This is a genomic window from Streptomyces luteolifulvus (assembly GCF_008806595.1).
Taxonomy (GTDB): Bacteria; Actinomycetota; Actinomycetes; order Streptomycetales; family Streptomycetaceae; genus Streptomyces; species Streptomyces luteolifulvus.
Genome location: NZ_VZRB01000022.1, coordinates 20,294 through 42,510 on the forward strand (window position 1 = coordinate 20,294; position 22,217 = coordinate 42,510).

The 22,217-nt window shown below is 71.1% G+C and carries 20 protein-coding genes and 1 pseudogene; 9 read left to right on the forward strand and 12 right to left on the reverse strand.

Annotated elements, in window-relative coordinates:
- Positions 1-57: 57 nt before the first annotated feature.
- On the reverse strand, positions 58-5,043 hold the full coding sequence (locus tag F7R91_RS27385; protein ID WP_150952445.1) for an ATP-dependent helicase: 4,986 nt from the start codon (positions 5,041-5,043) through the stop codon (positions 58-60).
- A 93-nt stretch (positions 5,044-5,136) separates the two neighbouring features.
- Between F7R91_RS27385 and F7R91_RS27390 the strand changes: the two genes are divergently transcribed.
- The 3 genes from F7R91_RS27390 to F7R91_RS27400 are packed head-to-tail and all read left to right on the forward strand — an operon-like array spanning position 5,137 to position 7,096.
- A complete protein-coding gene (locus tag F7R91_RS27390; RefSeq protein WP_150952448.1) occupies positions 5,137-6,102 on the forward strand; it encodes an AraC family transcriptional regulator in 966 nt (321 codons plus the stop codon).
- Positions 6,003-6,791: an AzlC family ABC transporter permease gene (locus F7R91_RS27395; RefSeq protein WP_225320812.1), complete on the forward strand. Its 789-nt coding sequence runs from the start codon at positions 6,003-6,005 to the stop codon at positions 6,789-6,791. The genes F7R91_RS27390 and F7R91_RS27395 overlap by 100 nt, the downstream gene beginning before the upstream one ends.
- Positions 6,788-7,096, forward strand: coding sequence for an AzlD domain-containing protein (locus F7R91_RS27400; RefSeq protein WP_150952451.1), 309 nt, complete (start codon positions 6,788-6,790; stop codon positions 7,094-7,096). Before F7R91_RS27395 ends, F7R91_RS27400 begins: the two co-directional genes overlap by 4 nt.
- A gap of 8 nt (positions 7,097-7,104) precedes the next feature.
- Here F7R91_RS27400 and F7R91_RS27405 read toward each other — a convergent pair whose 3' ends face one another.
- Positions 7,105-8,049: a hypothetical protein gene (locus tag F7R91_RS27405; RefSeq protein ID WP_150952454.1), complete on the reverse strand. Its 945-nt coding sequence runs from the start codon at positions 8,047-8,049 to the stop codon at positions 7,105-7,107.
- 79 nt (positions 8,050-8,128) lie between these two features.
- Between F7R91_RS27405 and F7R91_RS27410 the strand changes: the two genes are divergently transcribed.
- Positions 8,129-8,323, forward strand: coding sequence for a DUF3046 domain-containing protein (locus F7R91_RS27410; protein WP_150952457.1), 195 nt, complete (start codon positions 8,129-8,131; stop codon positions 8,321-8,323).
- Between the two features lie 60 nt (positions 8,324-8,383).
- The gene (locus F7R91_RS27415; protein ID WP_150952461.1) at positions 8,384-9,622 is read left to right on the forward strand and encodes an AI-2E family transporter; all 1,239 of its coding nucleotides are present in this window, start codon (positions 8,384-8,386) and stop codon (positions 9,620-9,622) included.
- Positions 9,623-9,654: 32 nt separating this feature from the next.
- Here the strand turns inward: F7R91_RS27415 and F7R91_RS27420 are convergent.
- A pseudogene (locus tag F7R91_RS27420) lies at positions 9,655-10,059 on the reverse strand (hypothetical protein); the annotation flags it as partial.
- A gap of 484 nt (positions 10,060-10,543) precedes the next feature.
- On the opposite strand from F7R91_RS27420, the gene recA reads away from it, so the two are divergent.
- The gene (gene recA, locus F7R91_RS27425; RefSeq protein WP_150952464.1) at positions 10,544-11,668 is read left to right on the forward strand and encodes a recombinase RecA; all 1,125 of its coding nucleotides are present in this window, start codon (positions 10,544-10,546) and stop codon (positions 11,666-11,668) included.
- A 3-nt stretch (positions 11,669-11,671) separates the two neighbouring features.
- On the forward strand, positions 11,672-12,472 hold the full coding sequence (recX, locus tag F7R91_RS27430; RefSeq protein ID WP_150952467.1) for a recombination regulator RecX: 801 nt from the start codon (positions 11,672-11,674) through the stop codon (positions 12,470-12,472).
- Between the two features lie 28 nt (positions 12,473-12,500).
- Here recX and F7R91_RS27435 read toward each other — a convergent pair whose 3' ends face one another.
- The 8 genes from F7R91_RS27435 to F7R91_RS27465 form a co-directional block, all read right to left on the reverse strand.
- A complete protein-coding gene (locus F7R91_RS27435) occupies positions 12,501-12,908 on the reverse strand; it encodes a rhodanese-like domain-containing protein (RefSeq protein WP_408056068.1) in 408 nt (135 codons plus the stop codon).
- Positions 12,899-13,408, reverse strand: coding sequence for a cupin domain-containing protein (locus tag F7R91_RS27440; RefSeq protein WP_225320813.1), 510 nt, complete (start codon positions 13,406-13,408; stop codon positions 12,899-12,901). Before F7R91_RS27440 ends, F7R91_RS27435 begins: the two co-directional genes overlap by 10 nt.
- Before the next feature lie 100 nt (positions 13,409-13,508).
- Complete coding sequence (locus F7R91_RS44355) at positions 13,509-13,595, reverse strand: putative leader peptide (RefSeq protein ID WP_313960178.1); 87 nt, start codon at positions 13,593-13,595, stop codon at positions 13,509-13,511.
- Between the two features lie 32 nt (positions 13,596-13,627).
- Positions 13,628-15,244, reverse strand: a complete 1,617-nt coding sequence (locus F7R91_RS27445) for an FAD-dependent monooxygenase (protein ID WP_150952476.1) — start codon at positions 15,242-15,244, stop codon at positions 13,628-13,630.
- 175 nt (positions 15,245-15,419) lie between these two features.
- Positions 15,420-16,337 (reverse strand): amino acid ABC transporter permease, encoded by a 918-nt coding sequence (locus F7R91_RS27450; protein ID WP_150952478.1) that lies wholly within the window; start codon positions 16,335-16,337, stop codon positions 15,420-15,422.
- Positions 16,334-17,002, reverse strand: a complete 669-nt coding sequence (locus F7R91_RS27455) for an amino acid ABC transporter permease (protein ID WP_150952707.1) — start codon at positions 17,000-17,002, stop codon at positions 16,334-16,336. The genes F7R91_RS27450 and F7R91_RS27455 overlap by 4 nt, the downstream gene beginning before the upstream one ends.
- A 125-nt stretch (positions 17,003-17,127) precedes the next feature.
- Complete coding sequence (locus tag F7R91_RS27460; RefSeq protein ID WP_150952481.1) at positions 17,128-17,976, reverse strand: glutamate ABC transporter substrate-binding protein; 849 nt, start codon at positions 17,974-17,976, stop codon at positions 17,128-17,130.
- A 67-nt stretch (positions 17,977-18,043) separates the two neighbouring features.
- Positions 18,044-18,820: an amino acid ABC transporter ATP-binding protein gene (locus F7R91_RS27465; protein ID WP_150952483.1), complete on the reverse strand. Its 777-nt coding sequence runs from the start codon at positions 18,818-18,820 to the stop codon at positions 18,044-18,046.
- Positions 18,821-19,110: 290 nt separating this feature from the next.
- Here F7R91_RS27465 and F7R91_RS27470 point away from each other — a divergent pair, with 290 nt between their 5' ends.
- Together F7R91_RS27470 and F7R91_RS27475 are read left to right on the forward strand one after the other, a co-directional pair.
- Positions 19,111-19,797 carry a response regulator transcription factor gene (locus tag F7R91_RS27470; protein ID WP_150952486.1) on the forward strand — a complete coding sequence of 229 codons (687 nt, stop codon included), beginning with the start codon at positions 19,111-19,113 and terminating at the stop codon, positions 19,795-19,797.
- Positions 19,798-19,806: 9 nt separating this feature from the next.
- Positions 19,807-21,189, forward strand: coding sequence for a sensor histidine kinase (locus F7R91_RS27475; protein ID WP_150952490.1), 1,383 nt, complete (start codon positions 19,807-19,809; stop codon positions 21,187-21,189).
- Here the strand turns inward: F7R91_RS27475 and F7R91_RS27480 are convergent.
- Positions 21,179-22,174 (reverse strand): TAXI family TRAP transporter solute-binding subunit, encoded by a 996-nt coding sequence (locus F7R91_RS27480; RefSeq protein WP_150952493.1) that lies wholly within the window; start codon positions 22,172-22,174, stop codon positions 21,179-21,181. The genes F7R91_RS27475 and F7R91_RS27480 overlap by 11 nt on opposite strands.
- Positions 22,175-22,217 lie beyond the last annotated feature (43 nt).

Genomic DNA, 22,217 nt, shown 5'->3' on the forward strand with positions numbered 1-22,217 from the left:
GTTGCACGGCTGGCCATGCCGGGAGCCGGCCCTGTGTCCGGTGCGGCCCTGCGGGGCTCATGCCCGCAGCCTCAGCCCGCGCGGGGTCGCGATGAAGCCTGCTCCCTCCAGCAGGGTGCCTATCGGGGACGTCAGCGCCGAGACGCCGTTGACCCGCTCCACCGTGACCGTGCCGAGCGACCCCGCCTGGGCGGCGGCAGCCAGGGCCTCCGCCGCGGCACGCAGGCGTGGGTCGTCGGTGGCTGTGCCGTCCGCATCGTCCGGGGACGCGGGCCAGGCCAGGAGTGTCCTGCCGCCGCGCTCCATGTAGAGCGTCAGCTCGCCGTCGACGAGGACCACCAGCGAGCCGGCCTTGCGGCCCGGTTTGTGTCCGGCGCCGGTCGGGGGCTCGGGCCAGGGGAGGGCGGCGCCGTACGCGTTCGCGGGGTCGGCCGCGGCGAGAACGACGCTCCGGGCGGACGCGGGAGGACGGGTACGGCCGGCGAAGGCGGGGGTGAAGCCGGGGCCGCCCTGTGGCACGAAGCCGGGACCGCTGCTCGGCCGTGAGCCGTCTGGCCGGCGTGAGCCGCTGTCGGTGCCCGAGGTGTCTGCGGGGCCGAGATCCGCCGTCCAGTCGACGTCGGCTGCGGAGCCGAAGTCGGTGTCGGTGTCGGGTCCGGGGGCGAAGGGGTGAGCGGAGCCGCTGCCGTCGGGTGGGGCGGCGGATGCACCGAAGCCGTGGGACGGGTTTCCGAAGCTGTGGGAGGCGCTTTCGAAACTGCCGGACGTATCTCCGAAGCCGGGGGCCGGCAGCGGCTCCCCGCGGTCGCGGGCGTTCGCCACCGCGCGGAGGCGGTCCACCGCGCCGTCCATCGCGAACTGTGCGGCGCCGAGTCCCTCCACGACGTAGCCGCGCCGTGCCTGACCGCTCTCCTCGAAGGCGGACAGGATGCGGTACGTCGCCGAGAAGCCGCCCTCGACACCCTCCGCGGACACCGCTCCCCGGGTCACCACGCCGTGCCGGTCGAGGAGTGTGCGGGCCAGTGCGTGGGCCCGCACGGTGGTGTCGGCCTCGCGCTCCGGGAGGAGGGACCAGCGGCCGGCGACGGTCGGCGGGCCGCTGCGGGAGGCGGGGCGTGCGGCGGCCGTGAGCGAGCCGTATCGCCCGCGCGGGATGGTGCGCTTGGCGCGGTGAGCCGTGGAGCCCGCGGTACGGCCCGAACCGAGCAGGGAGCGCAGGGGCGCGAGCGTGTCATTGGTGAGACGTCCCGACCAGGCCAGGTCCCAGACTGCGTCGGCCAGTTGGGGATCGGTTGCCTCGGGGTGCGTGGTGGCACGGACCTGGTCGGCGATCTGACGGAAGAACAGGCCGTAGCCCCCGGAGAGGGCGTCCAGGACGGACTGGTGGAGCGCCGTCAGTTCCAGGGGGTGCGGCGGTGGCAGGAGCAGTGGGGCCGCGTCCGCCAGGTACAGGGAGATCCAGCCGTCCTTGCCGGGGAGCGCGCCCGCTCCGGCCCACACGACCTCCCCGGCGGCGGTGAGTTCGTCGAGCATCGCGGGCGTGAAGTGGGCGACCCGGGACGGCAGGACGAGCTTCTCCAGCGCCGACGCGGGCACCGATGCGCCCTGCAACTGCTCGACGGCACGCACCAGTCCGTCGATGCCGCGCAGCCCGTGGCCCTTGCCGATGTGCTGCCACTGGGGGAGGAACTGGGCGAGGGCGGCCAGCGGCACCGGCTCCAGCTCGTGCCGCAGGGCGGCGAGGGAGCGGCGACGGAGACGGCGCAGGACCGCCGCGTCGCACCACTCCTGGCCGATCCCGGCCGGGTGGAACTCCCCTTGTACGACCCGTCCGCTCGCCGCCAGCCGCTGCAGGGCGCCCTCCGTGACGGCCACGCCCAGGCCGAAGCGGGCCGCGGCCGTGGCCGATGTGAACGGGCCGTGGGTGCGGGCATGGCGCGCGAGGAGGTCGCCCAGGGGGTCCTTGACGGGCTCCATGAAGGCTTCCGGGACGCCGACCGGCAGCGCCGTTCCCAGCGCGTCGCGCAGTCGGCCCGCGTCCTCGATCGCCGCCCAGTGGTCGGCGCCGGCGATACGGACCCGGATCGTGCGCCGGGCCGAGGCGAGCTCCCGGGCCCACTGTGGCTCGGCGCCCCGCTCGGCCAGCTCGGCGTCCGTGAGCGGGCCGATCAGCCGCAGCAGGTCGGCGACGCCTTCCGCATCCTTGACACGGCGGTCCTCCGTGAGCCACTGCAGCTCGCGCTCCAGCTCGGTCAGCACCTCCGCGTCGAGCAGCTCGCGCAGCTCCGCCTGGCCGAGCAGCTCGGCCAGCAGCCGCGAGTCCAGCGACAGTGCTGCGGCGCGGCGCTCGGCGAGCGGTGAGTCTCCCTCGTACAGGAACTGGGCGACGTATCCGAAGAGGAGGGAGCGGGCGAAGGGGGAGGGCTCGGGGGTGGTGACTTCGACCAGACGGACCTTGCGGGATTCGAGGTCGCCCATCAGTTCGACGAGTCCGGGGACGTCGAAGACGTCCTGGAGGCACTCGCGGACCGCCTCAAGCACGATCGGGAACGAGCCGAACTCGCTGGCCACCTGGAGCAGTTGGGAGGCGCGCTGGCGCTGCTGCCACAGTGGGGTGCGCTTGCCCGGGTTGCGGCGCGGCAGCAGCAGCGCGCGGGCGGCGCACTCGCGGAACCGGGAGGCGAACAGGGCCGAGCTGCCCACCTGGTCGGTGACGACCTGGTCGACCTCGCCCTTGTCGAAGACGACGTCCGCCGCGCCGACCGGCGCCTGCTCGGCGTCGTATTCGGTGCCGGCCTTCCGGGGCTCCTGGTCGAGCAGGTCGAGGCCGAGGAGGTCGGCGTCCGGAAGGCGCAACACGATGCCGTCGTCGGCATGCATGACCTGAGCGTCGAAGCCGTACCGCTCGGAGAGCTTGGCGCCGAGTGCCAGTGCCCACGGGGCGTGTACCTGGGCGCCGAAGGGGGAGTGCACGACGACCCGCCAGTCGCCCATTTCGTCGCGGAAGCGCTCCACGACGATGGTGCGGTCGTCGGGGACGTGGCCGCAGGCCTCGCGCTGCTCGTCCAGATAGGACAGGACGTTGTCCGCGGCCCAGGCGTCCAGTCCGGCGGCGAGCAGGCGCAGGCGGCCGTCCTCCTTGGGCAGCGAGCCGACCTCGCGCAGGAACGCGCCCACGGCACGGCCCAGTTCGAGCGGGCGGCCCAGTTGGTCGCCCTTCCAGAAGGGGAGCCTGCCGGGCACTCCCGGGGCGGGCGAGACCAGGACGCGGTCGCGTGTGATGTCCTCGATGCGCCAGGAGCTGGTGCCGAGCGTGAAGACGTCCCCCACACGGGACTCGTAGACCATCTCCTCGTCCAGCTCGCCGACCCGGCCGCCGCCCTTCTTGGGGTCGGCTCCGGCGAGGAAGACCCCGAACAGGCCCCGGTCCGGAATCGTGCCCCCGGAGGTGACGGCGAGGCGCTGTGCGCCGGGGCGGCCGGTGACCGTGCCGGTGACGCGGTCCCACACCACGCGGGGACGCAGCTCCGCGAAGGCGTCGGACGGATATCGGCCGGCGAGCATGTCGAGGACCGCGGTGAACGCCGACTCGGGGAGCGAGGCGAACGGGGCGGCGCGGCGGACGGTGGCGAGCAGGTCGTCGACCTGCCAGGTGTCCAGGGCCGTCATCGCGACGAGCTGCTGCGCCAGGACGTCCAGGGGGTTGGCGGGTATCTTCAGGGACTCGATGGAGCCGGTGCGCATCCGCTCGGTGACCACGGCGGCCTGCACGAGGTCACCGCGGTACTTCGGGAAGACCACGCCCGTGGAGACCGCGCCGACCTGGTGTCCCGCGCGGCCGACGCGCTGCAGGCCGGAGGCAACCGACGGCGGGGACTCCACCTGGACGACGAGGTCCACGGCACCCATGTCGATGCCCAGCTCCAGGCTGGAGGTGGCGACCACGGCGGGCAGGCGGCCGGCCTTGAGGTCCTCCTCGACCAGGGCGCGCTGCTCCTTGGAGACCGAGCCGTGGTGGGCGCGCGCGATGACGGCCGGTGCGCCCTGGGCCGCTCCCGAGCCGCCCATGAGCTCGGCGGGGGCGTGGTGCTCGTCGAGGGGTTCGCCGGTGGCCCGCTCGTAGGCGATCTCGTTGAGCCGGTTGCACAGGCGCTCCGCGAGGCGGCGCGAGTTGGCGAACACGATCGTGGAGCGGTGGGCCTGGACGAGGTCCGCGATCCGCTCCTCGACGTGCGGCCAGATCGAGGGCCGCTCCGCCCCCTCGGTGCCGTCGGCGACCGGGGAGCCGCCCAGCTCTCCCATGTCCTCGACCGGGACGACGACCGAGAGGTCGAACTCCTTGCCGGATTCCGGCTGGACGATCTCCACCTTGCGGCGGGGGGAGAGATAGCGGGCGATCTCGTCGACCGGGCGGACCGTCGCCGACAGGCCGATGCGCCGGGCCGGCTTCGGCAGGATCTCGTCGAGCCGCTCCAGGGAGAGTGCGAGGTGTGCGCCGCGCTTGGTGCCCGCGACCGCGTGCACCTCGTCGAGGATCACCGTCTCCACGCCGGTCAGCGCATCGCGCGTGGCCGACGTCAGCATCAGGAACAGGGATTCGGGGGTGGTGATCAGGATGTCCGGCGGCCGGGTGGCCAGGGCACGGCGCTCCGCGGCTGGGCTGTCGCCGGACCGGATGCCCACCTTCACCTCGGGCTCGGGCAGGCCCAGTCGCATGGATTCCTGACGGATGCCGGTCAGCGGGCTGCGCAGGTTGCGCTCGACGTCCACGGCCAGGGCCTTGAGCGGGGACACGTACAGAACGCGGCAGCGTTTCCTGGGATCGGCGGGCGGGGGTGTCGAGGCAAGCTGGTCGAGGGCGGCGAGGAAGGCGGCCAGGGTCTTGCCGGAGCCGGTGGGGGCGACCACCAGGACGTCCGAGCCCTCTCCGATGGCCTGCCACGCGCCCGCCTGGGCCGCGGTGGGCGCGGAGAACGCCCCCGTGAACCAGCCGCGGGTCGCGGGGGAGAAGCCGTCGAGGGCTCGGTGTGCGGAGCTGACCATGCGTCCATCCTGCACCCGCGCACTGACAACGGCTCTGACCTGCGGGGATGATGTGCGCCTCCGGACGCGGGCGCCGTGACGGAGAATGACTGCATGACGGGGTCGGGCACGGAGCGGGCGCGGCACTGGCAGTACGAGGAACTGCCGGGTGTCGATCTGCTGCGGGCCCGGTACGTCCGCAAGACGTTCGTGCGGCACACCCACGAGAACTTCGTGATCGCCGCCATCGCCGACGGCGTCGAGGTCTTCGGTCACCGCGGAGTCGACCAGTACGCCGGGGCGGGGGCGCTCGCGCTGGTCAATCCGGACACCCCGCACACCGGGCGGGCCGGCACCCCCGAGGGCTGGCGGTACGGGGCCGTGTATCCCTCGCCGGAGGTCGTGGCCGAGATCGCCGCCGAGACCACCGCGATCCGGGGGACGCCGGGATTCCTCAGCCCGGTGCTCGACGATCCGTACGCGGTGGACCTGGTGCACCAGGTGCTGCGGGCCGCGGACGAGGGCAACGCGCTGGCCGCCGACACGTTGCTGCGGGTCGCCGTGACCAGGCTGCTCCGGCTCAACGGCGGGCCGCTTCCGCAGCGGGAGGTACGGACCGCCGGAGCGCGGATCGCCGCACGCGCGCGTGCCGTGCTGGAGGAACGCATGGCCGAGCCGCCCACGCTGGAGAGGCTCGCCCTCGACCTCGGGACGAGCCCGTTCGCGTTGCTGCGGGCCTTCCGGGACGCCTACGGCATGCCGCCGCACACGTGGCTGACGGATGCCCGGGTGCGCCGGGCACGGCGGCTGCTGGATGCGGGGACGGCGCCCGCGGAGGCGGCCGTCGCCGTGGGGTTCACCGACCAGCCGCACCTCAACCGGCACTTCACCCGGATCGTCGGAGTGCCTCCCGGGTCGTACCAGCGCGAGCGCAAGAACGTACAAGACGTGCGCGGGCGGCTGCTCGTACCGTCCGACGCGTGGCAGAACAGACAGCTCTCGCAGACATACGCGCCGACGACGGAGGAAGGCCGGACGCCGCGGTCGTACGCGACGCCCTTGGAGTCGGGGTCGCCGTAGGACTGTCGGGGTTCGCCTTCGGGGTGACCTCGGCCGGCAGTGGCCTCACGCTGCTGCAGACCTGTGCGCTGAGCCTCCTGGTGTTCACCGGCGCGTCCCAGTTCGCCCTCGTGGGGGCGCTCGCGGCCGGTGGCAACCCGCTCACGGCGGCCGCCGGCGCCTTCTTCCTGGGAGTGCGCAACGCGTTCTACGGGCTGCGTCTGTCGCAGTTGCTGGCCCTCCCGCGCGCGGTGCGGCCGTTCGCCGCCCAGTGGGTCATCGACGAGACCACGGCCGTCGCGCTGGCACAGCCCACCCGGCGCAGCGCACGCATCGGCTTCGCCGTGACGGGGCTCAGCCTCTACCTGCTGTGGAACCTCACCACACTGCTCGGTGCACTGGGGGCCGAGGCCATCGGGGACACCGAGGCATGGGGCCTCGACGCGGCCGGGCCCGCCGTGTTCCTCGCGCTGCTCGCGCCGATGCTGAAGACCACGACCGAGCGGGCCGTGGCGGCCCTCGCCGTTGTGCTGGGGCTCGGTCTGCTGCCCGTCCTGCCCGCCGGGGTGCCCGTCCTGGTGGCCGCGCTCGCGGCTCCGGCCGTCCTGTGGGCCCAGGGCCGCCGCAGGGGCGGGACACGGACACATGACGGCGTACAGGACACACACCCGGACGCGTACGCGCAGGACACACCAGAGGAAGACCGTTGAACACCTGGATCGCGATCGGTGCGACCGCCCTCGGTTGCTACGCCGTCAAGCTCGCCGGCCTGATGGTGCCCGCGGGCGCCCTGGAGCGGCCTCTGGTCAGGCGGCTGGCCGCCCTGCTGCCCGTGGCCCTCCTCGCCGCGCTCACGGCCCAGCAGACCTTCGCCGACGGGCGTGCGCTCGTGCTCGACGCACGGGCCGCGGGGCTTGCCGCGGCCGCCGTGGCGCTGGTCCTGAGGGCGCCGTTCCTGCTCGTCGTCGCGACCGCGGTCCTTGTCACGGCCGGGGTACGGGCCATCGCGGGCTGACCCCGCGGTCACCCCAGGAAGCGGCCGTACGCCCGCAGCGTGCGCAGGGCCCCGATGGTCACGACGGGACGTGCCTCCAGGGCGGTGCCCGGGGCCCACTGGCGCCAGCGGATCGGCCAGCCGCCGTCCTCCCGCTGCTCGCTCGCGAGGAAGTCCAGGGAACGTGCCATCTCGTCGTCCGTGAACCACGCGCGCGCGAGGGAGCCCGGCGTCCGCGCGTAGTCGTGCGGGAAGTGGTGCTCGCCGGGGGCGTAGCCGGGCGCGACCGGATACGCGTCGAGGCGGTCCGGTTCCAGCGCCGCGAGCCGGTGCCGGCGCACCAGCACGCCGAGCCGGTGGGCGGCCGCTTCCGCGCGCGGGCGGTCGGGTGCGTAGTCCAGGAAGGCCACGGCGGCCTCGATCTCGTAGGGGTGCGACTCCTCCAGGTGCTCGACCCTGTGCCAGCAGAAGTCCGTGGCCCGGAACAGCCAGGCGTGCCACACCTCGTTGCGGTGCAGCAGACCGACGACCGGCCCGGTGGCCAGGAGTTCGCTCGGCGGGTCGTCCACGATCGGGATGAACGGTGCCGCCGGGTAGCCGCGCTGGCTGGGGTGGATCGCCGGCAGGGCACCGTCCGCGGTGGACACGGAGGTCAGATAGCGGCACACGCGTTCCACCCGCTGTCCGCCGCAGCGTCCGACGGCGTCCAGGACCCGCAGGGCGTGAGAGGTGTGCAGCGGCTGGCTGACCAGGCCGCGCAGATCGGGCTCCAGCGCATGGCCGTACCCGCCGTCCTCGTTGAGATAGGCGTCGAGCGCGGTCTCCACCGGATCGGCGCCGCCGTTCAGGAAGTGGTACGCGAACAGCCGCTGCTCGAGCACGCGCGCGGTGAGCCAGACGAAGTGCTCGGCCCGGAACAGCGGGGACTGCGCCGGGGGCGTCGGGGAGAGCGGGGAAGCTCCTGTTTCGGCCATGGATCAGACCGTAGGGGGGAAAGAGGTCCCGGCGAGGGGTCCCGGCTCAGGCCCACTCTCAGGGCGGGATACTGAGGGCATGCGGTTGACGGTCTTCTGGCAGCGGATGGCGGAACACTTCGGTCCGGGCTACGCCGACACCTTCGCGCGCGACCATGTGATGGCGGAGCTCGGCGGCCGGACGGTGCACGAGGCGCTGGACGCCGGCTGGGAGGCGAAGGACGTCTGGCGGGTGGTCTGCACGGTCATGAACGTTCCCGGGGAAAAGCGCTGATCGGTCACGAAGATCGCAGGACCGGGGCTGATTGTCGGATGTGTGGGCGAGACTTGCACCGTGGCATCCACTGACGACTCCGGGCAGGCAGCGCAGCACACATCTCCGATCGGCACGACGCCGCCCGCCGGGCCCCCGGCCGGGCCGAACGCCGGCATGCCGCGCTGGCTGCCGCGCGCCATGGTGCTCGCGCTCGCGCTCATAGCCGTGTTCCAGCTGGGCAGCTGGGTCTTCCACGAGCTCACCGGCCTGCTGATCAACATCCTGATCGCGTTCTTCCTGGCGCTCGCCATCGAGCCCGCGGTGAGCTGGATGGCCTCACGCGGCATGCGCCGAGGGCTGGCCACCGGCCTGGTCTTCCTCACGGTGATGATCGTGGCAGCGGGCTTCGTCACCCTCCTCGGCTCCATGCTCGCGGGCCAGATCATCAAGATCGTCGAGGATTTCCCGAACTACCTCGACTCCGTCATCAACTGGATCAACACCCACTTCAACACCGACCTGAAACGGGTGGACGTCCAGGAGGGCCTGCTCCGCTCGGACTGGCTGCGCAACTACGTCAGGAACAGCGCCACCGGCGTCCTGGACGTGTCCGCCCAGGTCCTAGGAGGACTCTTCCAGCTGCTGACGATCACGCTGTTCTCGTTCTACTTCGCCGCAGACGGCCCACGGCTGCGGCGGGCGATCTGCTCGGTCCTGCCGCCCGCGAAGCAGGCCGAGGTGCTGCGCGCGTGGGAGATCGCCGTGAACAAGACCGGCGGTTACCTCTACTCGCGCGGCCTGATGGCGCTCGTCTCCGGAGTGGCGCACTACATCCTGCTGGAATTCCTGGGTGTGCCCTACGCGCCCGTGCTCGCTGTCTGGGTGGGGCTGGTGTCGCAGTTCATCCCCACCATCGGCACGTACCTTGCGGGCGCCCTGCCGATGCTGATCGCCTTCACGGTCGACCCCTGGTACGCGCTGTGGGTGCTGATCTTCGTCGTGATCTACCAGCAGTTCGAGAACTATGTGCTGCAGCCCAAGCTCACCTCCAAGACCGTCGACATCCATCCCGCGGTCGCCTTCGGCTCGGTCGTCGCGGGGACCGCCCTCCTCGGCGCCGTCGGCGCGCTGATAGCCATCCCGGCCGTCGCCACGCTGCAGGCTTTCCTGGGGGCGTACGTGAAGCGGTACGCCGTCACCGACGACCCCCGCGTCCACGGCCACCGCCGAGGCACATCGGGGTCCGGCCTGTTCACGCGCGCGTGGATGCTGTGGGCACGGCGGCCGGGTGTGAAGCAGCCCGAAGAGGACTCCTGACGAGCGGTCCGATCAGTACGTGAGCACGGCGCGCCGTCGGCGCCCCTCACGATCCGCCGTTGGACTGCCGCCGACCAAGGCGTACGGGACAGCAGCCAGGCCGGCGCGGGCAGGACCAGGACGGCATGCAGGCTCACGCCGTGCAGTGGCTTGAGCGGGGCGGCCGAGTGGTAGGCCGTTTCCTGATGGCCGGTGCGGACGAGCACCACGCGCGATCATCGCGGTGCCCGAGGCCGGCCCCACCAGCAGGATCGCGAAGCCGGACCGCACCGCGAGCGCCATTCCTTCGGGACCCGCTGGCCGAACACGGCGAGCAGCACCACGAGCACGCCGTCGCCCACCGCGAGCGTCATGGACACCGCGGTGTCGAAGGCGGACTCCATGTCGAGATGCGAGGGCACCCGGCGCCAGGCCTGGAGGGTGCGCTCGGAACCGCCGGCGCGGCCAGCGCGGTCTGCGTCCTGTTGACTGTGCCGGCCTTCATCGACCAGTTGTTGCTGCGCGCAGACGGGCCGGCCTACTGCCGTGGAGGAACCACGCCCGTCAGGGCCAGATATCAGCGACCGGATTCGAGCAGCTGAACGCGAGTCTCCCGCCCGGCAAGCAGACCGAGTTGAAGGAGCTCCGGACGGAGGAATCGTCCGGATCCCTGGGACCGAGCCGTGGCGGACTCGCTCGACCACCGTCACAGGACAGCGCGGACGTAGTCTCGGAGGTGCCGCGTGGTGCGCTTGACATGAAAATCGAACATCCATTCTTATGGAAGCTCCGGCGAGGTCGGCGACGGCCGTTTCACCACGGTTTCGATGGAGAAGTGCCCGAGTTATCCACAGGCCGGACGGGCGTCGGGGCGCATTGTCAGTGGCAGGCGTTAGCGTCTTTGACGTGAAGCGATCGACTCAAGCAAACCGGGTGGAACCCATGGCAGGAACCGACCGCGAGAAGGCCCTCGACGCCGCGCTCGCACAGATTGAACGGCAATTCGGCAAGGGCGCGGTCATGCGCATGGGCGAGCGGTCGATGGAGCCCATCGAGGTCATCCCGACCGGGTCGACCGCGCTCGACGTGGCCCTCGGCGTCGGCGGTCTGCCGCGCGGCCGCGTCGTGGAGATCTACGGACCGGAGTCGTCCGGTAAGACCACGCTGACCCTGCACGCGGTGGCGAACGCTCAGAAGGCGGGCGGCCAGGTCGCCTTCGTGGACGCGGAGCACGCCCTCGACCCCGAGTACGCGCGCAAGCTCGGCGTCGACATCGACAACCTGATCCTGTCCCAGCCGGACAACGGCGAACAGGCCCTGGAGATCGTGGACATGCTGGTCCGCTCCGGCGCCCTCGACCTCATCGTCATCGACTCCGTCGCCGCGCTCGTCCCGCGCGCGGAGATCGAGGGCGAGATGGGCGACAGCCACGTCGGTCTCCAGGCCCGCCTGATGAGCCAGGCCCTGCGGAAGATCACCAGCGCGCTCAACCAGTCCAAGACCACCGCGATCTTCATCAACCAGCTCCGCGAGAAGATCGGCGTGATGTTCGGCTCCCCGGAGACCACGACCGGTGGCCGGGCGCTGAAGTTCTACGCCTCGGTGCGCATCGACATCCGCCGTATCGAGACCCTGAAGGACGGCACCGAGGCGGTCGGCAACCGCACCCGCTGCAAGGTCGTCAAGAACAAGGTCGCGCCGCCCTTCAAGCAGGCCGAGTTCGACATCCTCTACGGCCAGGGCATCAGCCGCGAGGGCGGCCTGATCGACATGGGTGTGGAGCACGGCTTCGTCCGCAAGGCCGGCGCCTGGTACACGTACGAGGGCGACCAGCTCGGCCAGGGCAAGGAGAACGCGCGCAACTTCCTCAAGGACAACCCCGACCTGGCCAACGAGATCGAGAAGAAGATCAAGGAGAAGCTGGGCGTCGGCGTGCGGCCTGAGGAGCCGGCTGCCGAGCCGGGTGCGGATGCCGTGGTCTCCACCGCGACCGACGACGCGGCGAAGTCGGTGCCGGCCCCGGCGGCCAAGGCGGCCAAGAGCAAGGCCGCGGCGGCCAAGAGCTGATCCGTGACACGGCGAACCGACTGGGCCGAGTACGCCGCCTGCCCGGATGTCCCGCAGGAGCGGGGGAGCGCAGGTGAGGGGGGCTTCGCCCGGGACGACGGTCGGCCGGACGGCGGCTCGTACGGGGGCGGGTACGGCGGTGAGGCTCCGGGCGGCGGCGAACGGCTCCCTGGCGACCGCAGGTCACGCGGCGACGGCGGCTCACGCGGGGGACGCGGGCGCCGTCGGCGTGGCTTCGGCGAGCCGCCCGGTCAGGACGGGGGCTCCTCCTTCTCGTCGAGGGCCGAGAAGGAGGAGTCTCCAGGGGACCCGGTCGAGCAGGCACGGGCGATCTGTCTGCGCCTGCTCACCGGGACCCCGCGCACGCGGAAGCAACTCGCGGACGCGCTGCGCAAACGGGAGATTCCTCAGGACGCGGCCGAGGAGGTGCTCTCCCGGTTCGAGGAGGTCGGCCTGATCGACGACAGCGCGTTCGCGGACGCCTGGGTGGAGTCCCGGCACCACGGCCGGGGACTGGCCCGGCGCGCGCTCGCCCAGGAGCTGAGAACCAAGGGCGTCGACTCCACGCTGATCGACGCGGCCGTGTCCCAACTCGACTCCGAGCAGGAGGAGGCGACCGCGCGCGAGCTCGTCGCCCGCAAACTGCGCTCCACCCGCGGCCTCGACCGCGACAAGCGGCTGCGCCGCCTCGCCGGCATGCTCGCCCGCAAGGGCTACTCCGAGGGCATGGCCCTGCGGGTGGTCCGGCAGGCGCTGGAGGAGGAGGGCGAGGAAACGGACTTCCTCGGCGACGAGGGGTTCTGACGACCCACGTGCACGGGCGACTGCCCGCCTACGACGCCACCGGAAGCCCCGCCGCCTTCCACGCCTGGAACCCGCCGACCAGGTCGGTGGCCCGGTGCAGCCCCAGCCGGTGCAGGGAGTCGGCCGCAAGGCTGGAGGCGTAACCCTCGTTGCAGATCACCACGACGCGCAGGTCGTGGCCGGTCGCCTCGGGGACGCGGTGACTGCCGCGCGGGTCGAGGCGCCACTCCAGCTCGTTGCGTTCGATGACGAGTGCGCCGGGGATGAGGCCGTCGCGCTCGCGCAGGGCGGCATAGCGGATGTCGACCAGGAGGGCTTCGCCCGTCGCGGCGGCGGCGTGGGCCTCGCGCGGGCCGATCCGCTCGTACGCCCCTCGCACCCGATCCAGCAACTCGTCGATGCCCACCGGCTGTTCGCCCTCGCCGCTCACTGCCAGTCCTCCGGGCGCTCCACCTGCTCCAGGCGCAGGATCTGTCCGCTGCGGCTGTAGCGGCGGATCTGCGGCAGAGGCGGGTAGTAGGCGTGAACGGAGACGGCGTGTCGGTCGGGGGACTCGTTGAGCACCTCGTGCACATGGTGGCGGCCGAAGGAGCGGCCCTCGCCGGCCGGCAGCAGTCGCTCACGGTCCACGCCCTCGGTGAGCTCCAGGGTCTTCCAGCCGTCGGAGGGCAGCCGGGCGGCGAGCGAGTACTCCTTGAGCTCGCCCGCCGCGGTCACGAACGCGCCGGCCGACTCGGCGTGGTCGTGCCAGCCGGTGCCCGTGCCGGGCGGCCAGCCGATCAGCCAGGCCTCGCTGCCGCCGGGCCCCTCCAGACGCACCCAGGTGCGGCCCTCGGGGTCGAGGGGGAGCGAGGCGATGAGTTCGGTGTCGGCGGCCGTACGCCGTACGAAGTCGAGGAGGTCGGCCTGGCTCGGCGCGGAAGCGGCGACAGACACAGCAGGGGAGGGAGAAGACACGGGCACCGTCCTGAAGAGCGTTCGCGCGGGCGCGCGACAGCAGAGGAGCGGCGCGCGCGGGTGGGAATGGAATGCGAAGTCAGCAGGACGGACGACACACGCAGCCCGCATAGCGGACGAGGTCCATATGGACCCTCCGCCACAGGCGCACACAGGTGTCGGTCACGATGCGGAGTACACCATGGCGGTGAGGGGCGGTCAACTCACCGTCGCTTCCACGCCGGCCTTGGCGGGCCCGCCGAGCGCGGCCTCCGCCGCCGTGTACAGGTCGGCCGGGCGTACCCCGCTCAGCGCCGTGACCAGGTGGCCGTCGGGCCGTACCAGGAGGACGGTGTGCGGGGCGGCGCCCGGATAGTTCTCGGCGACGAGCAGTTCGGCGGGGTTCGGGAGCGCCGTCACCGCCGCCGCCAGCCGGGGCATGATCCCGGCGGTCACCCAGTGCTTGCGCTCCCACACGCCGGTGCCCGGCGCGACCAGCACGACCAGCAGCGCACCTCGGCCGAGCCGTTCCCGCAGCCGTACGAACGAGCCGTCCTCCGCGGTGACCCGCACATCCACGACCGGTGCGCCGGGAAGCGTGGCCACGGGGGTCTCTCCGTCGAGGTGCGGGGGTGCGAGCGGTGAGTCGGCGTACGCCCCCGGCGTACCCAGTGCTCCGCGCCCCAAGTGACCGTCCGTGAGCAGCGTGTCGTGGCCGCGGGCCGAGCCGCGGACATACCCGCGCAGGCCTCCGCCGCCGCGCAGCAACGGCAGCGCCTGGTCGGCGGCGCGCAGCCGGGCCGCGACGACCGCGCGCCGCTCCGTCTGATAACTGTCGAGGAGCGCCTCGTGCGGCCCGTGGTGCCAGGCGAGGGCCAGCTTCCAGGCGAGGTTGTCGGCGTCCCGCAGTCCCTCGTCGAGCCCCTGCGTGCCGAGCGCGCCGAGCAGATGCGCCGCGTCCCCGGCGAGAAAGACCCGGCCGGCCCGCCAGCGCCGGGCGAGCCGGTGGTGCACGGTGTGGACGCCCGTGTCGAGGAGCTCGTACGGCGGAGTCGGCCCCGCGCTCCAGCCCGCCAGTGTCTCCCGGACGCGGGCCACCAGCAGTTCGGGCGTGACCAGGTCCTTGCCCGGCGGCAGCAGCCAGTCCAGGCGCCACACCCCGTCGGGCAGGGGGCGTGCGGTGATCTCCCCGGCCGTGGGTCCGGATGTGCGCCAGGGCGGCATCCGGTGCAGCAACGCCTTGTCGGGCCAGGGAAGTTCCGCGCGCAGGGCGGCGACGGCGTGCCGTTCCACCGCCGTACGGCCCGGGAAGCGGATGTCCTGGAGCTTGCGCACGGTCGAGCGCGGGCCGTCGCAGCCGACCAGGTAACTGCCGCGCCACCAGGTTCCCTCGGCGCCGCGGGTGTGGGCGGTGACGCCCGAGGGCTCCTGTTCGACCGAGTCGAGACGGCTGTCCACGGCGACCTTGACGAGGCGCTCGCGGGCCAGGGCCGCACGCAGGGCCCCGGTCAGCACATGCTGGGCGATGTGCAGTGGCGGGGCGTCCGGTCCCGGCGAGGACGGATCGGTGCCGTCGAACGTGATCTCGCGCATCACCTGTTTGCGGCGCAGCGACCGCCATCCGGCCCAGCGGGAGCCGGCCTCCGCGAGCGGCACGCCGGTCAGCCGTGCCACCAGGGCGGCGGTGTCCTCACGCAGCACGACCGTGCGGGCCGGGCGTTGTTCGTCCTTGCCCGGTCCCTCGTCGAGGACGACGCACGGCACTTCCTGGCGTGCCAGCGCGAGGGCGAGCGTGAGCCCTACGGGACCCGCTCCGACGATGATCACCGGGTCCACGGCGCGGCGCCCCCTGCCCGCGGCTGCGTCCTGAGGGACGTCTGTGAACAAGAAGTTGGAGCAGGGTGCACGATCACAGAACGTATGCAACCCATTGGCGGTGTTTGCGTCAAGCGACGGAGGCAGTGGCGATCATGCCACTGCCTCCGGGAGGTTCATGTCACTTGACTGTTCATCACACGGTGCCGCCGAAGGCGCCGCCGGCACCGGACCCGTAGCTGCCGTCCACCGCCGCGGGGTTGACCTCCACCGTGTCCTCGTGGAGCACCGCACCGGTGCTCCTCTTGCTGCGCCGCAGCCTGCGCTCCAGCCAGCTCGCGAAGCTGGTGAGGATGAAGTTCAGCACGATGAAGATGACCGCCACCACGATGAAGCTGGGGATGACGTTGGCGTAGTTGGCCGCCAGGGTGCTGCGTGTGTTGAGCAGCTCGGTGAACCCGATCATCACGCCGCCCAGCGCGGTGTCCTTCACGATGACCACGAGCTGGCTGACGATGGCCGGCAGCATCGCCGTGACCGCCTGCGGGAGCAGGATGCTGCTCATCGTCTGGCCCTTGCGCAGACCGACGGCGTAGGCGGCCTCCGTCTGTCCCCTGGGGAGCGCGAGGATGCCGGCCCGCACGATCTCGGCAAGAACCGAGGCGTTGTAGAGCACCAGGCCGGTGACGACCGCGTACAGGGGCCGATCCTCGCTGCCGACGCTCCCGGAGCGGGCGTAGACCTCGTTGGCGAACAGCATCAGCAGCAGCACCGGGATCGACCGGAAGAACTCGACCACCCAGGCGGCCGGGAGCCGCACCCACCGATGGTCGGACAGGCGCGCGATGCCGAAGACAGCGCCCAGCGGGAGCGCGATGATCATGGCGAGGGCTGCGGCCTTGAGCGTGTCACCGAGGCCGGGCAGCAGATACGTCGTCCACGCCTCGGACGTGGTGAACGGCTCCCACAGATCCCACTTGAGCTGCCCCTTGTCGTCCATTGTCTGCCACACCCACCACGCCACGAGGGCCAGCAGGACGAGGAAGATCACCGTGAAGAGCGCGTTGCGCCGCTTGGCCCGGGGGCCGGGTGCGTCGTAGAGGACGGAGGTCATCGCTTCACCGCCAGTCGCTTGCTCAGCCAGCCGAGGATGAGTCCGGTGGGCAGGGTCAGTACCACGAACCCGAGGGCGAAGACCGCGCCGATGGCCAGCGTCTGGGCCTCGTTCTCGATCATCTCCTTCATCAGGTAGGCCGCCTCGGCCACGCCGATCGCGGCGGCGACCGTGGTGTTCTTGGTCAGCGCGATCAGCACGTTGGCCAGCGGGCCGATCACCGAACGGAAGGCCTGCGGCAGGACGACGAGCCTGAGGACCTGGCTGAAGCTCAGCCCGATGGCGCGTGCGGCCTCGGCCTGTCCGACCGGCACGGTGTTGATGCCGGAGCGAAGCGCCTCGCACACGAACGCCGAGGTGTAGGCGACGAGACCGAGGACCGCGAGGCGGAAGCCCTGCACATCGAAGTTGTCGGGCGCGCCCATCGTCACCCCGAAGATGTCGGCGAGGCCGAGCGAGGTGAAGACGATGATGACCGTCAGGGGGATGTTCCGGACGATGTTCACATAGGCGGTGCCGAACCCGCGCATCAGCGGGACCGGGCTGACCCGCATCGCGGCCAGCAGGGTGCCCCAGACCAGGGAGCCGAGGGCGGAGAGGGCGGTGAGTTTCACCGTCATCCAGAACGCCCCGAGGACGTCGTAACCTTCAAGAAAGTCGAACACGATCTCCCGCGCTTCCGGGTGTGTGGCGTACGAGGAGGGCATGGCGCACCGCCGCCTGATCGCGGCGGACGGCGGCGCGCCCATGGAACCCTGCGTGGCTGAGGCCCCTCAGCCGGAGCCCTGCGTTACTTGACGATGTTGCCGATCGTCGGCGCGGGCTCGTTCTGGTAGTTCGCCGGACCGAAGTTCGCCTCGACGGCCTTCTGCCAGGACTTGTCGCTGACCATCTTCTCCAGCGCAGTGTTGATCTTGTTCAGGGTCTCGGTGTCACCCTTCTTCACACCGACGCCGTAGTTCTCGTTGCTCAGCTTGAGGCCGGCGAGCTTGAACTGACCCTTGTACTTGTCCTGCGCGGCGAAGCCCGCGAGGATCGAGTCGTCGGTGGTCACCGCGTCCACGGCACCGCTCTGGAGGGCGGCGATGCACTCCGAGTAACCGCCGTACTCCTTCAGCTGGGCCTTAGGGGCGATCGTGTCGCGGACGTTCTGCGCCGAGGTGGAGCCGGTCACGGAACACAGCTTCTTGCCGTTGAGGTCCGTGCCCTTGGTGATGTCGGAGTCGGTCTTGACGAGCAGGTCCTGGTGGGCCAGCAGGTACGGGCCGGCGAAGTCGACCTTCTGCTTGCGCTCGTCGGTGATCGAGTAGGTGGCCGCGATGAACTTGACGTCGCCGCGGGCGAGCGCGTTCTCACGGTCGGCGCTCTTGGTCTCGACGAACTCGATCTGGCCGGGCTCGTAGCCGAGCTCCTTGGCGAGGTAGGTCGCCACGTCCACGTCGAAGCCGGAGAAGGATCCGTCCGGCTCCTTCAGACCCAGACCGGGCTGGTCGTACTTGATGCCGACCTTGATCTTGCCGCCGCCGCCTGCCGTGGCGGCGGAGTCGGAGTCCTTGCTGTCGTCGCCACCGCACGCGGTGGCCGACAGGGCGAGGGCGAGCACGGCAGCCGAAGCGGCGGTGACCTTGCGGAGCTTCATGATGAACATCCTTTGGGTGAGGAGGGATGCGGCCCGTCGATGACGGAAGCGAGGGAAGATCGGACGGTCAGTGGTGCAGGATCTTGGACAGGAAGTCCTTGGCGCGGTCGCTGCGCGGATTGCTGAAGAACTGGTCCGGCACAGCCTCTTCGACGATGCGACCGTCGGCCATGAACACCACTCGGTTGGCAGCCGAACGGGCGAAGCCCATCTCATGGGTGACGACGATCATGGTCATGCCGTCGCGGGCGAGCTGCTGCATGACCTCCAGGACCTCGTTGATCATTTCCGGGTCGAGGGCCGAAGTCGGCTCGTCGAAGAGCATGACCTTGGGGTCCATGGCCAGTGCCCGCGCGATGGCGACGCGCTGCTGCTGTCCGCCGGACAGCTGGGCGGGGTACTTGTCGGCCTGGGTGGCCACGCCGACCCGGTCGAGCAGGGCGCGGGCCTTCTCCTCGGCCTTCTTCTTGTCGGTCCTGCGGACCTTCATCTGGCCCAGCATGACGTTCTCGAGCACGGTCTTGTGCGCGAACAGGTTGAAGGACTGGAAGACCATGCCGACGTCGGCACGCAGCCGGGCCAGCGCCTTGCCCTCCTCGGGCAGGGCCTTGCCGTCGATCGTGATCGCGCCGGAGTCGATCGTCTCCAGGCGGTTGATGGTGCGGCACAGGGTGGATTTCCCGGACCCGGAGGGTCCGATGACCACGACGACCTCGCCGCGGGAGATCGTCAGATCGATGTCCTGGAGTACGTGCAACGCGCCGAAGTGCTTGTTGACGCTCTTCAGGACGACCAGTTCGCCGGTCGCGGCCATGTCTTGCTTGGCCACCGATACTTCGGTCATCGCTCTCAGGCTCCGTCCTCCTCGGTTTCGGAGGACAGTAGTAACCCCGTCAGAGCAGCGTCATTACATCTGAGGGGAATCTGAGCATCACGATCCGATAGCAATCGGACACGTGTCGTAGTGCTGGTCACCAGGACGCGTATCGGCCGGATAACGGAAGCGTCGCGCAACCGGAACCCGCTTGACTCCGTCGTCGTCCATCAGCGTGACTGCCATGGTGCACGCGCGCGCGTGCACGCGTTTTGTTTACACAGGGACAGCGTACGACCGATGAACCGAAGGGGGCCGGGATGAGACTCCTCCTTGTCGAGGACGACAACCACGTCGCCGCGGCGCTGTCCGCGGTCCTGGCGCGGCACGGTTTCGAGGTCACCCATGCGCGCAGCGGTGAAGAGGCGCTCCAGGCGCTCGTCCCGGAGGGCGCCGGCTTCGGGGTCGTCCTCCTCGACCTGGGCCTTCCCGACCAGGACGGCTACGAGGTCTGCGGCAAGATCCGCAAGCGCACCGGCATCCCGGTGATCATGGTCACCGCCCGCTCCGACGTCCGCTCCCGCATCCACGGCCTCAACCTCGGCGCGGACGACTACGTGGTGAAGCCTTACGACACCGGAGAGCTGCTCGCCCGTATCCACGCCGTCAGCCGGCGCACCGTCCATGAGGAGGCCGGCGCGGGTGCGGACAGCGCGCTGCGCCTCGGGTCCGTCACGATAGAGCTGCCCACCCGCCAGGTCAGCGTGGACGGCGCGGTCGTCCAGCTGACCCGCAAGGAGTTCGATCTCCTCGCCCTCCTCGCCCAGCGCCCCGGCGTAGTCTTCCGCCGGGAGCAGATCATCAGCGAGGTGTGGCGCACCAGCTGGGAGGGCACCGGGCGGACCCTGGAGGTGCATGTCGCGTCCCTGCGCGCCAAGCTGCGGATGCCGGCCCTGATCGAGACCGTACGCGGCGTCGGCTACCGCCTCGTCGCCCCGGCCTCGTAGCGGGGACGGGTGCGCACACGTCTCCTCCCGCTGCTCATCGTCCTGATGGCGGCCGTGCTCCTCGCGCTCGGCGTCCCGCTCGCCGTGAGCGTGGCCGCCGCCCAGCAGCAGAACGTGGTCGTCGACCGGATCGACGACACGGCGCGTTTCGCGGCCCTCGCCCAGTTCGTCACCGAGGACGGCCAGAACGAGCGCAAGGACACCCTGAGCCGCGAACTCGCCAGCTACTACGAGGTCTACGGCATCAGGGCCGGCGTCTTCTACGGCAACGGCACACCCATGGCCCATGCGCCCATCACCTGGGTCCTCCCCGAGGCGGGAGAGGTGCGCGAGGCCTTCGAGGAGGCACTGCTCAGCCGCCGCAGCCACGATCCCCGGCAGGTGTGGCCCTGGCAGCGCAACCGTCTCGTCGTCGCCTCGCCGGTCATCAGGGACGGTGATGTCGTCGCGGTCGTGGTCACCGACTCGCCCACCGGCCAGATGCGTTCGCGCATCCTGCACGGCTGGCTGATCGTCGGCGCCGGCGAGATCGCCGCGATGCTGCTGGCCGTCGGCGCGGCCCTGCGGCTGACCGGCTGGGTCCTCAGACCCGTGCGCATCCTCGACGCCACCACCCACGACATCGCCACCGGCCGGCTCAAGTCCCGGGTCGCCGCCGCCGGCGGACCCCCGGAACTCAGGCGCCTGGCCCGGTCGTTCAACGAGATGGCGGACAACGTCGAGGACGTCCTGGAGCAGCAGCGCGCCTTCGTCGCCGACGCCTCGCACCAGCTGCGCAACCCGCTCGCTGCGCTGCTGCTGCGCATCGAACTGCTCGCCCTCGAACTCCCGGAGGGCAACGAGGAGATCGCCTCGGTCCAAACCGAGGGCAAGCGTCTGGCGCAGGTTCTGGACGATCTGCTCGATCTGGCGCTGGCAGAGCACACCGAGGCCGATCTGGGGATCACCGACATCGGTGCGCTGACCGCCGAGCGCGTCGCGGCCTGGTCGCCCACCGCCCGGGCCAAGGGCGTACGGCTGCTGGGCGACTGCCCGCCCACCACCGCCTGGGCCGATCCCGTCACCTTGTCCAGCGCCTTGGACGCGGTGATCGACAACGCCGTGAAGTTCACGCCCGAGGACAAGACCGTGGAGGTCACGGTCGCCTCGAACGGCGCCACCTCGACCGTCGTGGTCACCGACCACGGCCCCGGCCTCACCGACGAGGAACTCGCCCGCATCGGCGACCGCTTCTGGCGCAGTGGCCGCCACCAGAACATCAAGGGCTCGGGCCTCGGCCTGTCCATCTCCCGGGTGCTGCTGGCGGCGGGCGGCGGCTCGATCTCGTACGGCCATCACGAGCCGCACGGGCTGACCGTGACGGTGACGGTTCCCCGCAGCCCTACGGCTTGACGGACCGGTAGTAGCGCCGGGCGCCCTCGTGCAGGGCCAGCGGGTCGGTGTAGATCGCCGTGCGTACGTCGACCAGCTGGGCCGAGTGCAAGTGCGCGCCGATGCCGTCACGGCTCTTGAGTACGGTCCGCGTCACCCACTCGGTGAGCCGGGGATCCATGTCCTTGCGCGTCATCAGCAGGTTGGACACCGCCATCGTCGGCACCGTGGACCCCATCTGCACCTTGGGGTAGGCCGACGCCGGCATGTTGGTGGCGCGGTAGTAGGCGGTCGGTCCGTCCTGGTAGTGCAGCTTGGCGACCAGTTCGGCCTTGATCGGCACGAACCGGAGGCCAGAGGTCTCGGCGACCCTCTTCAGCCCCTTCGTGGGCAGCCCGCCCGACCAGAAGAACGCGTCGATCTCGTGCCCCAGCCGCTCGGGTCCGACGTCGATGCCGTCGGCGGAGGGAATGATGTCCTTCTCCGGGTCGATGCCCGCCGCCCGGAGCACCCGGTCGGCGATCAGCCGCACGCCCGAACGCGGCAGCCCTATGGCCACGCGCTTGCCCCGCAGGTCGGCGACGGAGCGGATGTCCGAGTCCTTCGGGACGGCGAGCTGAAGGTAGTCGTCGTACAAGCGGGCGACGCCGCGCAGCCGCTGGGTGCTCTCGGGATGCAGGAGCTCGTACGTCTCCACCGCGTCGGCCGCGGCGATGGTGAAGTCGGCCGTGCCGTCGTCCACGCGCGCGACGTTCTCCTGTGAGCCCGCGCTCGTCAGCAGCTTCACCTTCAGGTTGGGCATGGACTTGGCGAGTGCCTTGCGGAGGAGCACGCCGTACTCCTGGTAGACCCCGGCGCGCGTGCCCGTGCTGAAGGTGATCGTCCCGCTCGGCGGAGCCTTGCCCAGGGGCAGCAGCCACCACAGCAGCAGCCCGAAGGCGACGAAGCCGGCGGCCGCACCCTGCAGGGCCCGGCGTCTGCCGATACGCGGGAACATCGTGGACATGCGCGCGATCCTGCCAGCCCGCGGGCGATGCTGACCAGGGCGG